General features: G+C 73.7%; 4 protein-coding genes. All 4 read right to left on the bottom strand.

Going from position 1 to position 20,985, the window contains the following annotated elements:
• Window positions 1-27: 27 nt before the first annotated feature.
• A complete protein-coding gene (locus tag ACZ7G3_RS26220) occupies window positions 28-17,964 on the bottom strand; it encodes a lonely Cys domain-containing protein (protein ID WP_470928468.1) in 17,937 nt (5,978 codons plus the stop codon).
• Window positions 17,965-18,312, bottom strand: a complete 348-nt coding sequence (locus ACZ7G3_RS26225; RefSeq protein WP_470928469.1) for a hypothetical protein — start codon at window positions 18,310-18,312, stop codon at window positions 17,965-17,967. It lies immediately after the preceding gene.
• 2 nt (window positions 18,313-18,314) lie between these two features.
• Complete coding sequence (locus ACZ7G3_RS26230) at window positions 18,315-18,827, bottom strand: YbaB/EbfC family nucleoid-associated protein (RefSeq protein ID WP_426602002.1); 513 nt, start codon at window positions 18,825-18,827, stop codon at window positions 18,315-18,317.
• Between the two features lie 16 nt (window positions 18,828-18,843).
• Window positions 18,844-20,985, bottom strand: a 2,142-nt coding sequence (locus tag ACZ7G3_RS26235; protein ID WP_470928470.1) for a coiled-coil domain-containing protein, incomplete at its 5' end; no start/stop codon positions are given.

Raw genomic sequence — 20,985 nt, forward strand, 5'->3', positions numbered from 1 at the left:
CCGCCGCGCTCCGCTCGTTCGCCTCGTTCACTGCCACCTTGTTCTCCACTCGTCCGCCTGCTTCGTCCACCGGTCCCCCGGACCGCCGGTCCCGAGGGGCGGCAGGCCGAGACTCTCCCGCAGCCGGGCGGCGAGGCGCCCGGCCGTCCTGGGGTCCGTTCCGTCCGCCGCCAGGAGGACGGCGAGCCGGCGCACCGCGTCGCGGTACGCCTCCCCGGCGTACCGCCAGTCCGCGAGCACGGAGTCCGGTTCGCCGTCCGGCAGTACCAGTCCGAGTGCCGTGTCCCACGCCCGGGCGGCGTTCGGGTCCGGGGTCGCGCTTCCGAAGGCCGTGAACGCCGAGCGCCAGATCCGGCGCGACACGGTGGCCGCTACGGCGTCGAGGGCGTCCGGCCACGGGCCGGGGCGTGCCAGCAGCAGCCGCACCTGGTCGAGCGGCGCCAGTCCGCTGCCCCGCACCCCGCCACCGAGTTGCGCCTCGACGTCCATTCCGGGGGTGACCTCGATGCCGGCGTCCCGCAGTTCGTCCAGGGTGACGATCTCGGCGCCGGTGAACCCCGGCGGGGTGCCGGGCAGGTCCTCCGCGCTCACCTGGCCGGCGATCCAGTGGCGCCGGGCGTCCTCGGACGGCGGCGCCTGGGGCGGGGTGCCGTCGCCGGCCGTGATGACCTCGGGGGCGGGTCCGGAGGGCTGGGCCGTGGGTGCGGGCGCGGGCGGACGGGTCTGCGACCAGTGGGCTCCCGTGTCGTCCTGGGGCGCGGTGATCACGAGGAGGGTCTCGTTCACCGCCGGCCGCCGGTCGAGGAGCCGGAGGGGCCTCGTCGGCAGCCACACCGTCCGGGCGGCGCCTGTCCGGGCGGCGATCGCCCCGGCCAGGCCGGCGTCCCCCGGCGCCGCCCCGACGGGGACGACCGTGACGTCCCGGTCCAGCCGTGCCAGGACGGGATCGTGGGAGAGCAGTTCGGCGATCTCCTCGTAGGGCACCGGGCGGGTGGTGCCGTCCGGCCAGGGCATGTCGACCTGTCCCGGGTTGGTGCCGCTCATGTCCAGTACGTATCCCCCGGGATGGGTGTTCTTCCCGGCGCCCTTCCGGTGCCAGGGTGCCAGGGACCCCCGGCTGTCGCTCAGGCCGCCGTCGGGTGAGATCACGTAGCGGTCCGCCCAGAGGCGGCCGGGTGCGGGCTTCCCCGTCCAGCTGCGGCCGGCGCTCGTGCCGTTCACGGACGTGATGAGGGTGCGGTCGTCGAGCGCGCCGTGGCGTTCGAGGTCGTACGCGGCGAGCACGGTGGGGTCGTGGGCGTCGCGGCCGAGGGCCGCCGTCGTGGCCGCCAGCAGGAGGAGGTCCGCCCGCAGGGCCTCGTCCCTCGGGTTGTCGCCGGTGGGCAGGTGGAGCGCCTTCGTCGTCAGGGCGTCGGGGTCGGGGTGGTTCTCCACGCTCTCCACGGCCTGGACCGTCGCCCACAGCGCGTGCTGCCGGTCGGTCGCGGTGACGGGCGCCGACGTGCGCAGTCCCAGCACCTGGCGGGTCCACCGGTCCGGATCGTGGTGGCCGAGGAGGTCGCGGGCCCGGTCCACGGAGGGCAGGGGGACGAAGCCGGGCAGCGCGGACCGCGGGTCGGCGGCCAGGCGCGCCGACGCGGCTTCCAGCGTCGTCCGTACGTCGTCGGGGTCCGGCGGCGCGGGCCGGGTGCCGGGGGCGGTCGTCAGGCCGTGGTGCGCTCGGGTGACCCGGTCGAGCAGGTCGAGCGTCAGCTCCCCGTACTTCCGCAGGTTGCCGTCCCCGCGGCGCATGACCTCCAGGGCGCCGATGCCGCGCAGCAGCCGGCGGTACGTGCCGGCCGGGTCGTCCTTGTCGTGCTCCACGTCCGTGCCGAACGTCGACCGGAGGGCGCGGACCAGTCGCAGTGCGGTGTCCCGGGCCATGGCCGGAGTGAAGTCCGGGGACGTCTCCAGGCCGGCCTGCGCGGCCAGGGTGTCGAGTTCGTCCGGGGTCGGTTCGGGGCGCAGCTTCACCATGTCCACCGGGTCGTTGGCCGGGGTGGTGGCGATGCCGTGGTCGTACAGCTTCCCGTTCGCGTAGCGGCTCCAGTGCTCCCTGTTCGGGGCGTACACGTCGCGCCGTGTCACGTTGGAGACGTCCTGGGCGGCCGACGAGACGGCGAGCGGGTCGGGGACGAACGGGCGGCTGCGCTTCAGGTCGGCGGCGGTGTGCCCCTCCGGTCCGCTGCCCCAGCAGGACAGGAACACGATGGGGGTGTCCTGGTCCAGTCGGGTCACGCTGCGGCGCCGTCGGAGGTAGCCGCCGGTTTCCGCACCCCGGACCGGAACGTTGTTCTGGAACATGTTCTCGACCATGAGGGTCTGCCCCGGCAGGCCGTGGACCACGAAGAAGTAGGGCTTTCGGCCCTTCCACGGCACCGGCCGGGGACTGCCGACCGGCTCACCGGTGACCGGGTCGTAGGCGGACCACTCCGTCGACCGGGTCAGTGCCTGGAGCCACGGTTCGCGCCGGAGCAGGTCCGAGCCGTTGACCACCGCACGGCCGACGGGCCGGCCCTCGTCGGTGAGCGTGACCGACCTGACGTCCGCGTCCCGGAGGGTTCGCCCGTCGATCGTGCGCAGGATGTCCTCCCCGGGTTCCGGCCGTCCCTCGTCCGGTCCCAGGTCGTCGGGCTCGCTGGCGATCCACTCCCCCATCGGCTCGCCCATCGGCTCGCCCGTCGACTCGTCGTCGAGAGCACGGTCGTCGGTCACCTCCATACGGTGCCGGCCGGTGTCGGGGTGCGGTTTCAGGGCGACCTCGCCGCTGTGCGACCACAGCGTCCTGCGCGTCCGGGCCGCGGCCCTGCGCGGCAGGTCCAGTCCCATGGCTCCGGCGTTCGGCGAGACGAGCACCACCTCGGCGGTGTCGTCCCGGCCCGCCAGCTCCTCGTCCAGCGCCAGCAGTTCGGCGAACTCCTCCGGCGACAGCCACCACCGCTTGCTGCCGTCCGGCAGGACCAGCCTGACCTTCGTGTGGTCGCCGTCCTTCGTTCCGATCACGTACGGGACGGGAGCGTCGGGCCGTCGGGTCCACGGCGACGGCTGGGGGTCCCGGCCGTCGCCGTCCACCACGTCGTACGAGGAGACGTCCGTGTCCCGGGCGGGCCGGCCCGTCCAGTTCCGGCCCAGCGGGGTGCCGTCCGGGGCGGTCAGACGGGTGGCGTCGGACAGCAGGCCCCGTCTGCCCAGGTGGTACGCGGTCAGCGCCGCCCGGCCGGTCGCCCGGCCGGCTGCCATCGCCTCGTCCACCAGCTCGTACAGCGCGCGTACACGGTTCGACAGGTCGTCGACGTCGAAGCGCACCGGTGCGGGGGCGGAGTCCGTGGACTCACCGTCCGAGTCGCTGTCGGCGTCGCTGTCCGAGTCGCTGTCCGAGTCGGGGTCGTCTTCGGGGTTGTCGTCGAGGTGCAGGAGGTTCGTGGCGAGCCGGTCCGGTCCGGTGAAGTAGTCCGCCTGGCCGAAGTCCTCCGGGCTCAGTTCCGCCAGCCGGGCGGCCGCCTCGGACAAGGGGGAACGGTCGACCGTGATGACCGCCTGTCGCCGTGCCGCCCGCCCGGTGGCGCCGTCGACCGGGCCGACGGCGCCGATGTCCCGGCCGCCGCTCTCCGTGGTGATCGGGAAGTCCTCGGCCCGTACCGTGCCGCCGCGTACTTCCGCGACGTTGCGCACGGCCCGCTCGCTGAGCTCCAGCTGACGCCGGATCTCGTCGAGGAGGAGGTCTCGCACGGCGTCCGCACGCTGCCGGCCGACCGTCTCGGCGTGCTCGACGGCGTCACCGGACAGGGCGAAGCGCGGGCCGTTGCCGTAACCGGTGACCGTGATCGCGGGGAGCCGGAGACCGGCCCGGAGGTCGCGCAGGCCGGACAGCACGATCTGCTCGGCCAGGTCGGCGAGCTGCCGCCGCTGGTCCGGATCGGTGACGTCCCGGTGGCGATGTTCGAAGGCGACCCGGGACCGGGACGGGGGCAGCGTCGGGGCGGGCTCGGCGGGTCCGTCGTCGTCCGACACCGCCATGTCCTCGGCCTCGGTCTCGGCGTCGGCGTCGACACCGACACCGACATCGAGCGGGTCGTCTTCGGCGTCGGGCTCCGACCGGGGTGCCGGGTGGACCGGGTCGTGGTCCTCGGGGCCCAGTGCCATCGACCGTGTCTTCGGCGGCTCGGGGGCGGGCTCGGGCGGAGGCGGGGGTGCGGGGACGGTCGCGGCGGTCTTCACCTGGTCGGTCCGGACGACGACGCCCAGCCTGGCGCTGAACAGGCCCGCCACGTTGGTCAGCCAGTCGGCGGCTTCCGCGGCGTTCAGGTCCGGGCGGACCGACTCGCTCATGTAACGGCCCGACTTGTCGTTCACCACCCAGGAACGCAGCTTCGCGCTCCAGCGGAACTCACCGGACACCCGACTGCGGCCGGGCAGCGTCCGGCCGGCCGTCCCCCCGCCGGCGTCGGCGAAACCGGCGGCGATGCCGGTGTGGCCCAGCCCGTCCAGCGTCCTGCGCAGCGACTCGGCCGTCAGAGCGGGGTCCTTCTCCCGCATCCCCGCCAGCAGCGCGTCGAACTGCTCCGGTGTGACGACCCCGCTCAGGTCCTCCGTGCCGAGGATCACCCGCCCGTCCTCGGTGACCGTGTACAGCCACACCGCGTCCCGGTTGCCGGTGATCAGCAGGTCCGGATCGACCTCGTCCAACGGCACCCACAGGGGGTTGAGCCGTACGTCGCCGTCCCGGTCGCGTTCCTCGTCCTTGATCCGCTTCGGGAGGACCGGGTCGCCGAACCGGTCGCGGGCTCCCGCGTCGCTGCCGTCGTAGTGGCCGCTGCCGTCGTAGTAGACCTCCGTCTGCCGCGTGGCGTTGTCGGGCCCGGCGCCGCTGACCCGTCGGACACCCGACGGGAGCGACCGCACCACGTCGACCCGCAGGTCGAACGCGTGCGCCAGTAGGGGCAGGAAGACCTCCCCCGCCGGCGTGCCCCAGCGCTGCTCCCAGTTGACGACGGCGTCCAGGAGCGTGGGCAGTTCCGTGTCGTCCAGCGGCGCGGCGCTCTGTGTGTAGGCGGTGCTGAGCAGACGGCCCAGTGCGCTGTCGTGGAGGTCGTCGGGCGTCGGCAGCAGGCCGTGCCGCTCGAGGTGCTCGAACATCCGGCGCGGGCTCAGGTCCTCCGCCTCCGCTTCCACGGCGGCCCGCGCGTCCTGCGGGGAGCTGCCCGGGCCGGCGGGCTGCGCGGCCACGCGGGCGTCGACGTACCGCCTCAGCAGGTCGGCGGGGTCGAGGGCCTCGGGGACGGGGACGTGCCGCACGCCGTGGTGGGCGAGGAGGGCGAGCATCTCGGCCCGGTTCATTCCCTGGACGCGTGCGGCGAAGGCGTCGGCGACGGTCTGCCGGAACTGGCCGACGATCTGCGGATGCAGCCGTCCCGCGCTGCGGCCGACGTAGTCCTCCGCGTAGGACCGCATGGCATGGAGCGCGGCCTGCGCGGGGCCGGTCGGTGGCTCGCCGGTCCTGGCGCGGAGCGCGGTCTGACGGCGCAGTTCGGCGCGTACGGCGTCGGGGTCCCCGAGCAGGTCGTACGCGGCGCGGTCGGTGGCGGCGAGGCCACCCAGGCGACCGCGGATGTGCACGGGGTCGCCGGCCATGAAGGAGTACAGGAGGCACTCGCCCGTGCCGGGCACCGGCACCCGGCGGCCCCTCGCCCGGCCGCTGTCGTTCTCCGGCTCGGAGGCTCCCTTGCCGTCCCCTTGAAGCGGAACGTTCGGCGGCTGGGCCTTCGGCTGCCCGGCCTTCGCCTTGGGCTCCGGGGGCTGCGAGTCCTTGGGCTCCGGGGGCTGGGGGGCCTTCGGCTCCGAGGACTGAGCGGCCTCCGGCGCCGGGAGCTCGGGAGCCTCCGGCTCCGGGAGCTGGGAGGCCTCCGGTGGCAGCGGCTGCGTGCCCGTCGGCGACGACTGCGTGCCCGTCGGCAGCGGCTCCGCGCCCTTCCGCGGTGTCCGGGCGGTCGGCAGGGCCAGTTGGTAGTGGCGGTCGTCGAGGCTCAGCACCACGTGTGCGCCGGAGTGTGCGGACGTGCCGACGAGTCCCTGGAGGCTGCCGACGCCCGCCGGGTCCCCGGGAGCGAAGTCCTGGAAGGCGCCGTCACTCCCGACCACCGTGACGCGTATGCCGAAGGTCCGTGCGGCGAGCAGCGGCAGCAGGTCCGCCGCGGCGTGGTTCCAGCCGGCCTCGGAGGCGGCGTCGCCCCGGCGGAGGAGCTGGGCGATCGCCAGTTCGGCCCGTACCTCGGGAGTCAGGTCGACGGCGTGCGGGACGAGGCCGCCGAGGGCGTCGAACTCACGGCGGGCGGGTGTGCCCGCCGCGAGGTCCAGGTTCGCCGCGGCGATCTCCTCCGCGCTGAAGGCGTCGGTGTGGTCTGGGGTGACGGCGGCCAGCAGGTCGTCGTCGGCGTGGTCGGTGAGCCAGGAGGCCATCCTCCGGCGCAGCTCGGTCATCGCCCGTGGGTCGTCGAGGTCGATGCCTTCCGCGGCCGGCAGTCCCGGGGCGGCGCGTTCGAGGCCGAGGGCGAGCGCGCGGAAGAAGGCGTCACCGTCCCTCGGCACGTCGTGGAGCGTGTACGTCTCGTTCGTGGGTGACGTGAGGACGGTGTCCGGTCCGGTACCGGTCCTGGTGTAGCGGGGCGGGGCCGGGCGCTCGGGCTCGGGCGCCTTGGGCGGGGCCTGGTAGGTCACCTCGGGCGGCTCGGCGAGACCGTCCAGCTCCTGGCGGCCCTCCGCGGTGGCCGCGAGCCGGTGCCAGCGGGTGAGCTGGTCCGCCCCGGCCCGTACCCGGTGGTATTCCGCCGCGGCCTGCTCCGCCGTGTCCCTGAGGGCGGCCAGCTCGGCGCGCCGGGTATCGAAGGCGTCGCGTGCCGTGTCCCGGCGGGCGGTGGCCTCGTCGAGGGCCCGGCCGGGCCCTCTCGCGGACAGCAGGGCCGCGTCGAGCCGCCCGTCGGCCGCCGTCTTCTCGGTACGCGCGGTCTCCAGCCGCAGACCGGCCGCCTTCCGCAGGTGCCCGGCGGTCTCTTCCGCGTCGGCGAGGCGGGCCAGAGCGGCGTCCTGTTCGGTGCGCAGGAGTTCCGCCCAGCCGTCGTGCTCGGGTGCGGCGTACTCGTCCCCGGCGAAGGCGTCGGCCTCGGCCTGTGCGGCGGCCACGGCCGCGTCCGCGTCGCCGTGGTCCCGGCGCGCGTCGGCCTCGGCCCGGGTCAGGGCGTTGTCCGCGTCCTCGGCCCCCGTCCGGGCGAGGCCGACCGGGCGGGCCGCCGCGCGGGCGGTCCCGGCGGCCTCGTCGAGTGCGGCCTGCGCGGCGTCGAGGTCCGCGCGCAGCCCGGCGGAGGCTCGCCGTTTCTTCCAGTAGGCCTTGTCCGCGTCGACCCACGCCTTGCTCGCGCTGTCGACCGCGTCCCACGCGTTCGAGACGCTCTCGGGGAAGTTCGCGTCGGTGATGATCCGCAGGTCCCGGGCGATGTCCTCCCGGATCCAGGTGACGACGTACGCCTCGGACTCCATCGCCTGCGGGCCCGGCCTGGCCCTGCCGAAGGTGCCCCGCAGGTGGTTCGCGAGCTTCGAGTCCACGATGCCGCGGTGCACGTCGCCGACGCCGGTCCAGGTGGCCGGGACGGCGAACAGGAAGGACCGGCCGGTCCGGGGCTTGAGGTTGCGCGAGGTCAGGTGGTCGTCCCCGACGGGCATTCCGTCGCCGTCGAGGTCGTTGGGGCCGGGGCCGGAGGCTCCGATCTGGTTGAGGCCGGCGTTGTGGGCAGAGTCGTACAGGAAGCCGCCGCCGAGGCTCGCGGACTGGCTGTGCTCGACGGACGACGACGTGCCGGCGTTCTCCCCGTACCGTCTGAGCACCTCCAGCTTCTTGCCGTCGGCGACCGTCAGCAGCAGCGCGCGGCTGAAGTCGGGCGCCGAGCGCAGCGTCAGCCGTCCGGTGTCGGTGCCCACGAGGGACTTCTCGGTCAGTCCCGCCACCTGGTAGCCGTCCGGTTCGGTGGTGCGCGGGAAGAACGCCGTGAGCGCCGTGGAGCTGGTGCCGTCCTCCAGCGCCTGCGCCGAGCCGGTGCCGAGGCGGGTCAGTCCGGTCTCCCTGGTCCTGCGCAGGAGTTCGGTGAGGGTGGAGGCGTCGGGACCGTCCTCGGCCTCCAGGGACCGGAGGGAGAAGCCGGCGTCGTACGCCTTGGCGAGGAGGAGGTCGCCGGCCATGCGGATGTTCTCGATGCCGATGATGCCGCGCGGGTGCATGCCGTTCTCGGGGAAGGTGAACGGCCGGGTGACGCCGTCCCCGTCCCGGACCGTCGGTCCCTCACCCGCTCCGGGAAGCGGCACCGGCCGGGGCGGGCCGGCCAGGGCGGGGTCGGCCGCCGGGTCGGGCGCGGGCAGCAGCCGGGCGGCGGCCGCGGAGGTGCCGGTCCCCTCCGTCTCCGTCCGCGCCGGCTCCATCAGGCTGAGCGGCACGTGCTCGCGCAGCGCGCCGACGTCGTCCTCCTCGACGATGCGCAGCCGGCCCCGGAAGCGGTCGAGGGCCGTGGGCTTCGCCTCCGTCGGCGCCGGGCCGGCCGGCGCGCCGGTGTTGGGGGTGTCGTCGGCCTCCAGGGTGATGCGCATCCGGTACGGGGTGACGATCTCCGCGTGGGGTTCGGTGGACGCCGCCCGGTAGATCGTGACGGTGGTGACCGTGTGACTCGACGCGACGCTCTTCCGGTTCGAGCCGCCCTCGGTGTACGTGGGTCCGGCGGCCGGGACGTGGGTGTTGCCGGTGTACACCATCTGGCTGGTCAGGAGGCCCAGGTCCGCGCCGGACGAGGACTCCGAGTTCCGCTGGGCGGTCTCGATGGCCCGCCGGTTCTCCTCCAGCTCCGCGCTGTGGTCGAGTCCGTCGAACACGGGCGTTCCGGGGATCAGTTCGACCCGTGCCCGCACCCGCCGGCTGCCGATCCGGACGCTGTCCCAGCCCCAGCCTCCGGCGGTGACCGGTGTCGACGGACCGGTGGTCGTCATCTCCCCCTTGAGCGCCCGTGTGGCGCGGCCCGTGACCAGCTGCCGGACCCGTTCCCGGCTCTCGTCGTCGAGCCCCAGTTCCCGGATCCGCTTGTCGAAGGCGAGCAGTACGTCCGTGGGGTCCAGCGCGTTCACCGCGTACGTGCCGAAGGCGGCGCCGCGCATCCAGGGCTGCGGCGTCCAGACCTGGCCGGTGTAGCGGGGGACGTCGCCCATGCCGTCGTCGATCAGCCCCATCCGGTGGGCGCTCTTCTCCGGCAGGTGCCCCAGCAGACCGCCCGGGCTGGTCAGTGCCGTGCCCGCCGCTCCGGCGAGGGAGCTCGGCACGAGGGCGCCGGCCGCCGCGGCCGTTCCGATGCGGCCGGTGCCCAGCCGGCTGGAGAGCAGCGCGAACCAGTGCCGCACGTCGCCGGCGACCAGCACCTGGTGGGTGAAGCCCTTGCGGTTCATGTCCGCGACGACCGTGCGGACGACGCTGAGGCTGTGCGCGTGGGACGTCGAGAGGGGGTTGGCGACGATTCCGTACGCGCCCATGAGGCCGTGTCCCGGATTCTGGGCGACGGAGTAGACCAGTTGGCCGCCGAAGACGAAGCCGGTGCTGTTGCTGGTCTTGCCGGCCGCCTGACGGGTGCCGCCGAGCGTCATCTCGGTGTCCATGGACATCGACGGTGTGAGGGCGCGCAGGTTCCCGACCGTCGTCGCGTACCTGAAGGTTCCCCACAGCTCGCCGTACGGGCCCTTGCCCAGCAGGCCGCTGCCCACCAGGCCCAGCGGCCCCGAACTCTGGTCGAAGCTCGACGCCAGGTACTGGGGCGTGAAGGTGCGGACGATCGCGTCCCGGGTGGGGGCGCCCTCCTTCACCAGTTGCCAGGCGCTGCCCGACGCCGTCCGCAGGACCCGGTCCACCTCCGTGGTCAGCGTGGGTGACAGCACCATGTTCACGATGACGAACGGGTGTTGCTGGAACTCCTTGAACTGCGGGGTCCCGCGGTCGGCGAGCCGTCCGGCCGGCTGTTCCGTGCCGGTGCCGGCGGGCAGCACGAGGTCGCCCTTCGCCAGGGCGAGGGCCCGCTCGGTGGGCATGGCCGTGGGGGCGGGCTCGTCGGACAGGTACGGGTTGAGCGCCCCGTCCGCGTACGGGTCCGCCTCGGGCGTGTGCTGGACGGGGACGCCGATGAGCACCTGTCCGGTCAGGGGACCGCCGCCCACGCCCCGCGGCCGGCCCGGCTCCGTCCGGCCGAAGAGCACGTTGACCGGCTCGTCCAGGACCAGCAGTCCCGGCAGTCCGAGGCCGAGGCCGCGGATCAGGCCGCGGGGCCGCCAGTAGCCGCCCATGGTCGCGGTGAGGGACAGGTCGTAGCGGTACAGGTGGGTGGGCTGGTTGCTCACCGACATCGGTTCGTTGGTGACCGTCGACCCGAAGGCGGTCTCCGCCTCCCACTGCCATCCCCGGCGGGCGCCCAGGGTCAGCCCGAGTGTGTTCCGGGGCAGGCCCGCGAGGCCGTCGACGGTGTTGTCGCGGCCCGAGAAGGTGCCCTCGAAGCCCAGGTCGACACCTCGTTTCGCGCTGCTCTGGCCGTCGAGCCGGTCGACGCCCTGGGCGCTGAAGCGCATTCCCTCGTCGGCGTCCTTGCCCTCGTACCGCCGCCCGGTCAGCGCCCCGTGCACCCGGACGGTGTAGTGGGTCTGTCCGACGGAGTCGGGGTCCGTGAGTCTGATCGGCAGACCGATCGTGGTCAGCGCCTCCAGGTTCGCGGTGACGTTCTGCTGGGACAGCACGCCGAGGACCTGCAGGGTGTTCTGGAGCGCGATCCGGTACTTGACGGGATCGGTCCACCGGGGCGGCATGGGCAGGCTCTGGGCCGCCTGGAGAACCTGGTCGGGCTTGCGCCCCAGCAGGTCGTTGAAGCGAGTGCGCCAGCCCTTCGGCAGGTTCGGCGGCAGCAGCTGGTCGAGGGGCACCACCAGTCCTTGGCGCAGATTCGAGATGGCGTCCACCACGCCGTCGGCGAAGGCGTCCAGCAGGGTGCGGCCGACGCCGTCCGCCGCGTCCGGTGTGACACGGGTGCGCAGGCCGTCGTCGAAGGTGAACTCCTTCACCCGGTGCATGCCCAGGGTGCGCGGGCGGTCCACGGTCAGGTAGGCCGGGACGTACGGCGGGGCCGCGCCGTTGCGCAGGGCGAGTGACGTCCCGTCGTCCCATCCGGCCAGCCGCCGTGCCTCGGAGCTGGTCATGCGGTCCAGGCTCCAGGTGAGGAAGCGCGTCGGCGGTGCGTTGTCACCGGCCCGCCGGACCCGCACCGACTTCACGACCAGGTAGAGCGCGGTCCTGGGGCCCTTCACCTGTCCGGCCGACTTGAGGGTGCCGGCCGCGCCGAGTCCGACCGACCAGGTCTTCGCGTACGAGTACTGGGCGGTCGGCCCGAACTGGAGCCGCAGGTCGAAGGGGGCCGTGCCCGGATCGTGGAAGTTGAAGGCGGGGCCGGCGACGGCTTGCAGCAGCAGGCTTCTGCCCTGTGCCCGGCTCCGCTCGCTGCGGACCGTCGAGGTGTTGATGTCCCGCATCTCGGCCTGGTCGGTCTCGCCGACGAGCACCGCCGTCCGCGGTATCAGTTCCTCCACCACGAAGACGCCCAGTGGTGACTTCCTCTTGTCGTCGGCGAACAGCGGCGGGGTGGTGATCCGGCCGCGCGTCATCGTGCCGCCGTGCCGCTGGAAGCTGTCGCCGGAGAAGAAGATGTCCAGCTCGGTGTAGGCCGAGCTGCCGGGGAGCGCTCCGATCTGTCCGGCCGCCCAGTCTCGGATCGCCGCGACGGGGCCGAAGCCCTCGGTACGGACGAAGCGGTACTGGGAGTTGCGGTCCAGGTCGATCGTCCGGGGGATCCGGCCCGGCTCCGGCATCTTCGTCACGCTGTCGGGCAGCCGCACCGAGAGCCCCTTGCGGATGCCGAAGGCGAACCGGGCGGGCGCGGCCGGGTCGGTGTCGGTGCCCGTGACGACCCGCCCGGCGGAGTCGGTGACGCGTATCTCGTAGTGGATGTCGTCCAGGTACGCCCGCGACTTGTCCAGCGTCCGGGTCTCCATCTGGTTCATGCGCTGGTCGGTCAGGGTGTAGCCGACCTTGTCGATGAAGCCGAACCGCAGGGCGAGACGGCCGAAGCCGCCGAACGCCGCGGTGCCCGCCGGACCGATCGGCCCGCCGAGGCCGTACTGGGAGTTGGCCTGCATGTTCTTGGTCAACCCGAAGATCGCGGCGGCCCGGTGCATGCTGTCGATCTTCGTCGCGTCACCGATGCCGTCGTCGAACGGGGCCCAGTTGCCGTGGTGACGCGCTCGGACCCACAGGACACGGGCCTTGCCGTCCGCGTTGACGTACGGGAACGGGCGCCCCTCGCCGTCCGCCAGCGTCTTCGGCTTGTCCCGGAGCGTCTGGCGGATGTCGTCCAGCAGCTGTGTGCCGTCCGCGGGCCGGGCGTCCGGCCTCGTCCCCAGTTCGCGGCCGATGGCGTCCAGGGCCTGGCCGAAGCCGCGCAGGACGACCGTGCTCTGACCGAAGGTGCTGGGACTGGCGAGGAGCTGTTCGAGCTCGGCGGCGGTCAGACCGGACGGCAGCAGCGACTGGAGGTCGTCGACGTAGCCGGGCATCCGCCGGCCGTCCGCGAACCGGGCCGGGGCGCGGCGTTCCCGTGCGGGCGGCGCCATGGCGGGGTCGAGGCGCGGGCGGTCCGGGGAGGGCGGATCGGGCTCGGGGGGCTTCGGAACGAGGGACACCGTCCGGTCCGGCTCCTCGGACGGAGCGCCGGCCCCGAACGTCGTGCCGGGGTCCGTCGCGGGCTTGGGGCTCGGCCGGACGACCGACCAGTCGGCGGCCGCCGGACGGCCCGGCGCGCCGGGCAGCAGGGTGGGGACGTACGGCCGCGACGGCCCGGTGGCGGCCAGGGCCACGCTGCCCCGGGAGGCCCATACGGCCCGGCCGGTCCCGGCACTGATGACGGTGCGCGGGTCGGTGTCCGGGGTGGGGCCGGTGGTCGGTGCGGTGGTCGGGCCGGTGGACGCTCCGGGGGGCGGGGAGGTGGCCGGGCCGGTGGACGCTCCAGAGGCCGGGGCGATGGCCGGACCGGTGGACGCTCCAGAGGCCGGGGCGATGGCCGGACCGGTGGACGCTCCGGGGGCCGGGGCGATGGCCGGGGCCGCCTTCGACACCGCCAGGACGATGTCCGTGCCGTCCGCGGGGCGGGTGTTCAGCACCGGGTCCCGCGCCAGGAGCTCGGCGACCTCCTCGTACGGGACCCGGCCGCGGAAGCCCCCGGGCAGGTTCATGAGCAGGTGGTCCCGGCCGCCCCCGGCCCACACCGTGTAGGCCGCGGGGCCGCCCGGCGCGCTCCACGGCGGTCGCTCCTGGCTCACGGGCCGGTAGCCGCCGTCCGGCTTCGGCGCGGCCACGACGACACGGTCGGTCGCCATGGTGGCGCCCGGCGGGGCCTGCGCCCAATGGCGGCCGACCGGCGCGCCGTTGGCGTCGCGGAGCTGGGTCCCGGGCGAGAGGGCGCCGAGCGTCTCCAGGTGGAAGGCGCCCAGTTCGGTCGGGTTGTCCACGTCGACGCCTACGGCCGCCGCCTGGGCGACCAGGTCGAGCAGCTCGGGCCGCCGGGACGGGTCCGGCAGGTCCAGATGCAGGACCCCGCCGGTGAGGGCGTCCGGGTCGGGGGTCCTGCTCTCCCATTCCAGCGCCTTGACCGTCGCCCAGAACAGCCGGGCCCGCTCGGCGTCCCCGACGGCCGCCGGGCCGTCGCCCAGACGCAGGACGCGGGCGGCCTCGGTGTCCAGGTCCTGGCCCGGGAGACCGCCCAGCCGCCGCGCCGCGGCGGTCACGTGGGGCAGGGCGACGAAGTCGGAGAGCACGGTGCCCGGCTGCTTCCGTACGGCGTCGACGGCCCGGGTGAGCAGGTCACGGTGGGCGTCGGGGCCCAGGGCACCCCGCGGGTTCGCACGGGCCGCGCGTTCGAACAGGTCCATGGAGAACGGGCCGAGGTCGCGCAGGGCCGGGTCGGCCGCCCGCATGGTCTCCAGCGCGCCGATCCCGGCGAGGAGATCGCCGTACCGGCTGTCGTCCTCGATCGCCGCGCCGAAGGCCAGCCGCAGCGCGCGGACCAGCCGCAGCGCCCGTTCGCGGTCGGCGTCCGTGACCGGCTGCGCGGGGTCCGTGTGCAGGCCCGCCGCGCGGGCACGGTCGTCGAGCAGGTCGCCGGCGGGCTCCGGCCGGTGCTCCACCCACGCCCCGCGCCGCCCCCGCGAGTCCGTGTAGAGGCGGTGCACGAACGTCCCGTCCGGCAGCGTCGCGAAGCTGACCATGTGGGTGCCGCCGTACGTGGTCCGGCCGGTCTCGTTGGCGACGTGCTGGCTCTCGCTGACGGCCGCCAGCGGGTCGGGGACGAACGTGTCGTCGATGCCCCTGCGGGTGCGCACCACACCCGGCGGCTTCGCGCTCGAGCACGCCTCCATCAGCACGGCGTGGTCCTTCGGGAGCTGCGCCAGGCTCGGACGCCGCTTGAGCATCCCGCCGGTCTCCCGCTGCCGGGAGTGGTGGGCCGGGTCCCTCGTGGTCGGCACCCGCGTCGCGCCGGGACGGGCGTGGGCGCCGAAGACGTACACCGGCTTGCCGGCGAACGGAACGGGGTCGTCGTCCTTGGCGGACTCCCCACTGGCCGGGTTGTAGTGCCACAGCTCCGACGACTCCGTCGCGAGCTTCAGCGCCGCGATCCGGCGCGGAGCCTCGGAGTCCTCGAACACGCCTCTGCCGATGGTGGCGCCCCCGTCGGTGACGACGCTGTGCGACCGCACCTCGCGTTCCCAGGCGGGGGCGTTCTCGTACTCCGCCGGGTCGAGCACCTGGCCGGGAGTGCTGCGGATCCAGTCGGCGCGCGGCAGCCCCTCCCCGTACAGCAGGGAGACGACGTACGGTCGCGACGGGTCCGGCTGCGGGGACACCTTCACCGTGCCGTTGGCCGACCAGACGTCCCTGCCCACCCGGTCCGCCGCCTGGCGCGGGAGGTCCAGGCCGCGAGAACCGGCCTCGGGCACGAGCAGCACCACGGGTGTCTGTGGGGGGAGCCCGGCGAGCCGGGGGTCGCGGGCCAGCAGTTCGGCGAACACGTCGAGGGGCACCCGGCGCGGGGCGCCGTCGTAGCCGCGTACGACGATCCGTTCGTGGTCGCCCTCCGCCATCACGACGTACGGCTTCGGCTCACCGGGCCGGTGCCAGGGCGCGGGCTGGACGTCACCGCGCCCCAGGGTGCCGTCGGGCTGCCGGGCGACCTTCCCCACCTCGGTGAGGTCGAGGCCGGGCATCGTGGTGTTCGTCCAGTTGCGGCCCCACACGCCGCCGTCGTCGGCGGTCAGCGCCTGGGTGAGGGACAGTGCGCCACGGAGGTCGAGGTGGAAGGCGGACAGGGCGGCCAGGCTGCCCGCGGACTGCACCGCCGGGTCCATCGCCACCCGGAACAGCTCGCTGCGCTGCGCGTCGGTCACCGGGTCGGCGGGGTCCAGGAGCAGCACCTGACGAGTCACGCTGTCCAGGTCGAGCGGGCCGTCGCGGAGCGCGGGGACGGTCTGCCGGAGCTGGTCGAGGTGCGCGAGGGTCTCCCGGAGGGCGGGGTGGAGGGGGTTCGTCGCGATTCCGGGGCCGAACACGTCCGTCAGCAGCCGGTCGTGCAGTGCCTCGGTGGCCGGGTCCGGCTCGGGCCCGGAATCAGACTCGGGTTCGGGTTCGGACGCGTCCTGGTCGTCCTCCCAGTCCATGATCATGTCGACCGAGTCCGGGGAACCGGGCCCGGAGGACTCCCCGGTCGGGCTCTCGGCCGGTGCCCGGGAGCTGAGCGGCGTCTCGTCGACGGTGACGGGCTGGGTGTGCGGCACCTCGCGGGAGGCGACCGGGGTGGGCTCCGCCGTGGAGCCGGTGGTGGCCGGCAGTTCCTCGGACTCGGTCCGCACGGGCCGGTAGGGCTGCGGGACGTCGGACGTGGTCCGGGTCTCGGCCTTCGGCACCGCGGAGGACGGGCTGGTCCGCCCGGACTCCTCGGGCGCGGGGGTACGGGCGTCGTCCGGGGCGACCGTGTCCGAGGCCGACGGCTCGGCGGTGACCGCCGGGTCGCCGGGCGCGGCGGTCTGGGACCGCGGCTGCGGGGTGGCGTTCGGCGTGGCGTGGACCGGGGACGTGGTGGTCGACGGGGCGGGCGCGGTGGAGGTCGCGAGGGGCGCCCGTGGGTTCTGCTGTTGCTGCTGCCGCTCCTCGGGAGTGAACCGGGTCGTGTCGTCGTCCGTCGACCGCTGTCGCTCGGTCCCGTCCGGTGTGAAGTCGCCGCTGCCGCCCGTCCGGGTCGGGAGCGGCTCCGGGACGGAGGAGCCGACGGTGGCGGGCCTGTTCACCGGTGGTGCGCCGTCCGTGCCGGCGGACCAGTCGGTCCCCGGGCTCCTGGTCACCGACGGGTTGAGGGTGGAGAAGACGGTGTCGGTGTCCGGGTCGTCCACGAGGGAGTCCCGGTAGGCGTCCTCGTACGCGTTCGAGGAAGGGGGGTGGTACGACGGCTTGCCCGCGTCCGTCGCCCCGGGCGCTCCGTACGCGTTGACGTTGTTGTCGACGCCGTGGACCGTGTCGTAGTCCGGGAGGGACGGAAAGGACGAAAGGGAGGAGACGGACGAGACGTCGGTGGTGTCGCTGAAGACGGACGCGGTGCCGCTGATGTCACTGGTGTCACTGGTGTCGCTGGTGTCGCTGACGTAGGAGTCGGCGTCGTCGCCGTACGTATCGCTGTACGTGTCGCCGTAGGTGTCGTCCCGGTACGCGCTGCCGCCGTCGTACGTGCCGTCGTACCGGTTCTCGTACTCGTACCGGTTCTCGCTCCCGTTCCGGTCATCGTGCCGATGGCCGCCGCCCGGCAGGTCGTTGATGTCGTCGGGGCCGAAGTCGAGGTTCTGGAAGAACTTGTTGTTCAGCCATTTCCCGCCGTACTCCGCACCCGTGGAGGCCGCTTCGAAGACGAGGCCGCTGAGGCCGGCGCTCAGGAACGTGCCGGGGTTGAGGGTGAACGTGCCCAGGAAGACGAGGCTGGTGAAGGCCTCGGCGAAGGTTTCCGCCTGCCCCTCGTTGACGAAGGTGAACGGGAGCTCGGAGGCTTCCTTCCAGAAATGGTTGTTCTTGAAGTACTTGTTGATGAACTTTCCGCCGACCTCTCCGAAGACGCCCCCGAAGAGTCCCGCGAAGGCGCCGGCGACCGCCGACTGGCCGATGTCCTTCCAGTCGAACTTGTCGCGCCGGCGCTCCGGGTCGTCCGGCGCGGTCATGGAGATCAGCTGCGAGGCGAACGTGACGAACGCCTCCTGGATCGCCTCCAGCAGCACCGACAGCGGCGTGGGGACGGCGCGTCCCAGCCGCTGGAGCAGCAGCAGGATGGTGAGCGCGGTGCGTGCCTTCTGGATGGCGATCTCGGTGAGCGACGTACCGCCGGTGAAGACGGCCAGCGCGGCGATCAGCGCCAGTTCGATGTTCATCAGGATGAACTCGAGGAGGATCTGGTACTTCGCCTCGGACAGCTTGATGGAGCGGTCCACCTGCTGCGCGCCCAGGTCCCGGAGTTCGTCGGAGAACTTCTGGAGATGGTTCTGGCCGTTGTCGTCGACGAAGAGCCTCATCGCGGCGACGAACTCGTCGGCGATCCGCGGCGGGAGCGAGTTCCCGGCGGTGGAGATCGCTCCCTTCATCGCGTCGGACAGGTCCCTGACGTCGTCGGCCAGCCGCTTGTAGGGGTTACGGCTGTCGAAGCCCAGGTCCTCGTTGCCGGTGGCGACGTTCGCGCCCACCCAGACCTCGATGAACTCCCGCAGGCCGGGCGGGAACATGATGGCCATTCAGCGCCTGTTCTCGCTCTCCGAGCCCTGTGCCTCGATGTCTTCCAGGGCCTGGGTCTGCGGTCGCTGCACATGGTCGGCCTCCGCGGCGACCGCGTCGACCAGCGCCATGAACCCACTGGTGATGGCCAGGACCGTGTCCGCCACCTGCTGCTGCTCCCGCCGGACCTGGTCGCCGACCGCGTTGGCGAACTCGTCGTCGCCGCCCTCCTCGCCCCACCAGCCCGCGTAGGCGGCGTTCCCGCTCTCGAACCGGGGCAGCATCTCGTCGCCGTAGCGCACGGCGTCGGCGAGGTACCTGGAACCCTGCAGAATCGCCTGGATGTCGGCGGAATAGTTACCGGCCATGGTTACGCGCCCTCCTGCCGTCCCTGTCGTCGGTCGTCCGTGCCGCGGGCCGCCCCGGGCGGGGCCGCGGGTTCCTCGTCGTCCTCGACGATCTCGTCGCGGAGCCTGCTCATCGCCGTGGGCCCCTTCGTCACGGAGGTCTCGCTGAGCAGCGAGCCGAAGAGGGACTCCCAGTCGACGCCCATGCGTTGCGGGGCGGCGCCGCGCGCGGTCATCCTGGTGAGCGGGTCGAGCGTGGCGACGACCCGGCGGGCCATCTCGGCCCGCGCCGTGTTCGCGGCCTCCAGCACCGCCGCGGAGAGCTGGGCGGCGGCCATGGTCCGGTACTTGCCGTCGAGGAACTCCAGGCTGGTCAACTCGCCCTTCGCGCCGACGGAGACCCGCACCGACCGGTCCGCCGAACGCGCGGTGACGGACGCCGCGTCCAGCTCGGCGCGTGCCGAGGCCGCGGCCTGCTCCGCCGCCTTGAGGTGGGCCATCGCCTGGGCCACTCGGTCCTCCATCGGCTGACTCATCCCGGTCCCCTTCTCCTCAACGTCCCAGGGCCTGCGGCGCGCCGCCCTCGTCGGTGCCCCAGACGTCCTCGTCCTCGGCCAGCCACGTCGTCCGTTCCCTGTCCCCGCTCTCCGTCTGCGGCCTTCCCTCGCCCGCCCCGCCCATGGGCCCCATCGGCGGCATGAAGGGCGTGCTGCTGCTGGTCTGCGTGGACCTGGGGACGACGCGGTGCTCCTCGTCGTCGACGGTCGGCGTGGTGGCGGCCGTCCGGCCGGAGCGGCCGACCGTGGGCTCGATGACGGTCCTGGTGCGCTCGCCGCTGTTGCCGCCGGCCTCGCCGCCCGCACCACGCGCCATCGGCGGGTACATCCCCGGCGAGCCCGCTCCCGTGCCGGTGCCGGCGCCGCCGGCGGAGGAACCCTCCGATGCGTCGCCGGCCTGCGGACGCCCGAGCGCCGAGGCGAGGTCGTCCTGGTTGTAGAGGTTGTCGTCGAACGCGGAGGAATACACGGAGCCCGCCGAGCCCGCCGAGCCGGCTGAGCCCGTTGAGGCCCCCTGGTCGTAGGCGGAGAGGTCGGGGGGCTCGGGGAGGTCGGCGATACGCCGGCGGATCTGCTCGTCGATGTCCTTCTCGTCGGCGTTGATCCTGTCGTACTCGGCCTGGATGTCGCCCATCCGCTGGTCGTACTCGGCCTTGGCGTCCTTGCGCGCCTGCTCGGCCTCGGTGCGCGCCTCCTCGCGTTCCGCCTGGGCGTCGGCCTTCGCCCGGTCGTACTCGTTCCTGGCCTCGGCCTCGGCGGCGTCCGCCCGTTCGAGGGCTTCCCGTTCGGCGGCGTCGATCTCCGCGACCCGCCGGTCGTACTCCTCGCGGGCCTCGTTCTCCTCGGCGCCGGCGGCGATCTCACGCTCGTAGTCCTGGCGTGCCTGAGCCCGTTCCTGCTCGGCGTCCTGCCGCGCCTGGTCCCGCTGTTCCTGGGCTTCGGCCTTCTCCTGCTCGTACTCCTGTCGCGCCGCCGCCTCCTGGCGGTCGGCGTCCTGGAGGGCGGCGTCACGCTCGGCGCGGGCCTCGGCCTTCTGCTGTTCGTAGTCGGTCTGTGCGTCGGCCTTGGCGTTCTGGGCCTCCAGCCTGGCCTGTTGCTTCTCCTGGAGGGCCTCGCGGCGGGCTTCCTCCTGCTGGGCCTCCGCCCTGGACCGCGCGTCGGCCTGCTCCTGCTCGGCCGCCTCCCTCTCGGCACCGGCCCGGTCCCTCGCGGCCTCCTGCTCACGCTCCGCGTCGGCCTGCACCCGGGCCTGCTCCTGCCTGGCGGCTTCCTTCTCCGCGACAGCCTCCGCCTTCGCAGCCTCCTGCTCACGCTCGGCTTCGGCCTTCGCGGCCTCCTGCTCGGCCTTCGCCGCCGCCTTCTCCTTCTCGGCAGCGGCCTCCGCCTTCGCGGCCTCCTGCTCACCTTCCGCGTCGGCCTGCACCCGAGCCTGCTCCTGCCTGGCGGCTTCCTTCTCCGCGACAGCCTCCGCCTTCGCGGCCTCCTGCTCACCTTCCGCGTCGGCCCGCGCCCGAGCCTGCTCCTGCCTGGCGGCTTCCTTCTCCGCGACAGCCTCCGCCTTCGCGGCCTCCTGCTCACGCTCGGCTTCGGCCTTCGCGGCCTCCTGCTCGGCCTTCGCCGCCGCCTTCTCCTTCTCGGCCTCCGCCTTGGCCGCGTCCTGCTCACGCTCCGCCTCGGCCCGCGCCCGAGCCTGCTCCTGCTCGGCGGCTTCCTTCTCGGCAGCGGCCTCCGCCTTCGCGGCCTCCTGCTCGGCCTTGGCCTCGGCGCGATCGGCTTCGGCCTGGGCCGCGGCCCGTTCCCGTTCCTTCGTCGCCTCGTCCTGCGCCTTCTGGTTCTGCGCGAGGACGATCGCCTGCTGCTCGGCTGCCGCCTGCTTGGCTTCGTTCTTCTCGCGTTCCTGCTCCGCCTTGGCCTCGGCCTTCTCCTTCTCGGCCTCATCCTTGGCGGCAGCCTGTTCCGCCTCGGCCTCCGCCTTCTCGCGTTCCTGCTCGGCCTTGGCTTCGGCCTTCTCCTTCTCCGCCTCATCCTTGGCGGCAGCCTGCTCCGCCTCGGCCTCCGCCTTCTCGCGTTCCTGCTCGGCCTTGGCTTCGGCCTTCTCCTTCTCCGCCTCATCCTTGGCGGCAGCCTGCTCCGCCTC

The sequence above is a fragment of the Streptomyces sp. NPDC037271 genome (assembly GCF_055603605.1).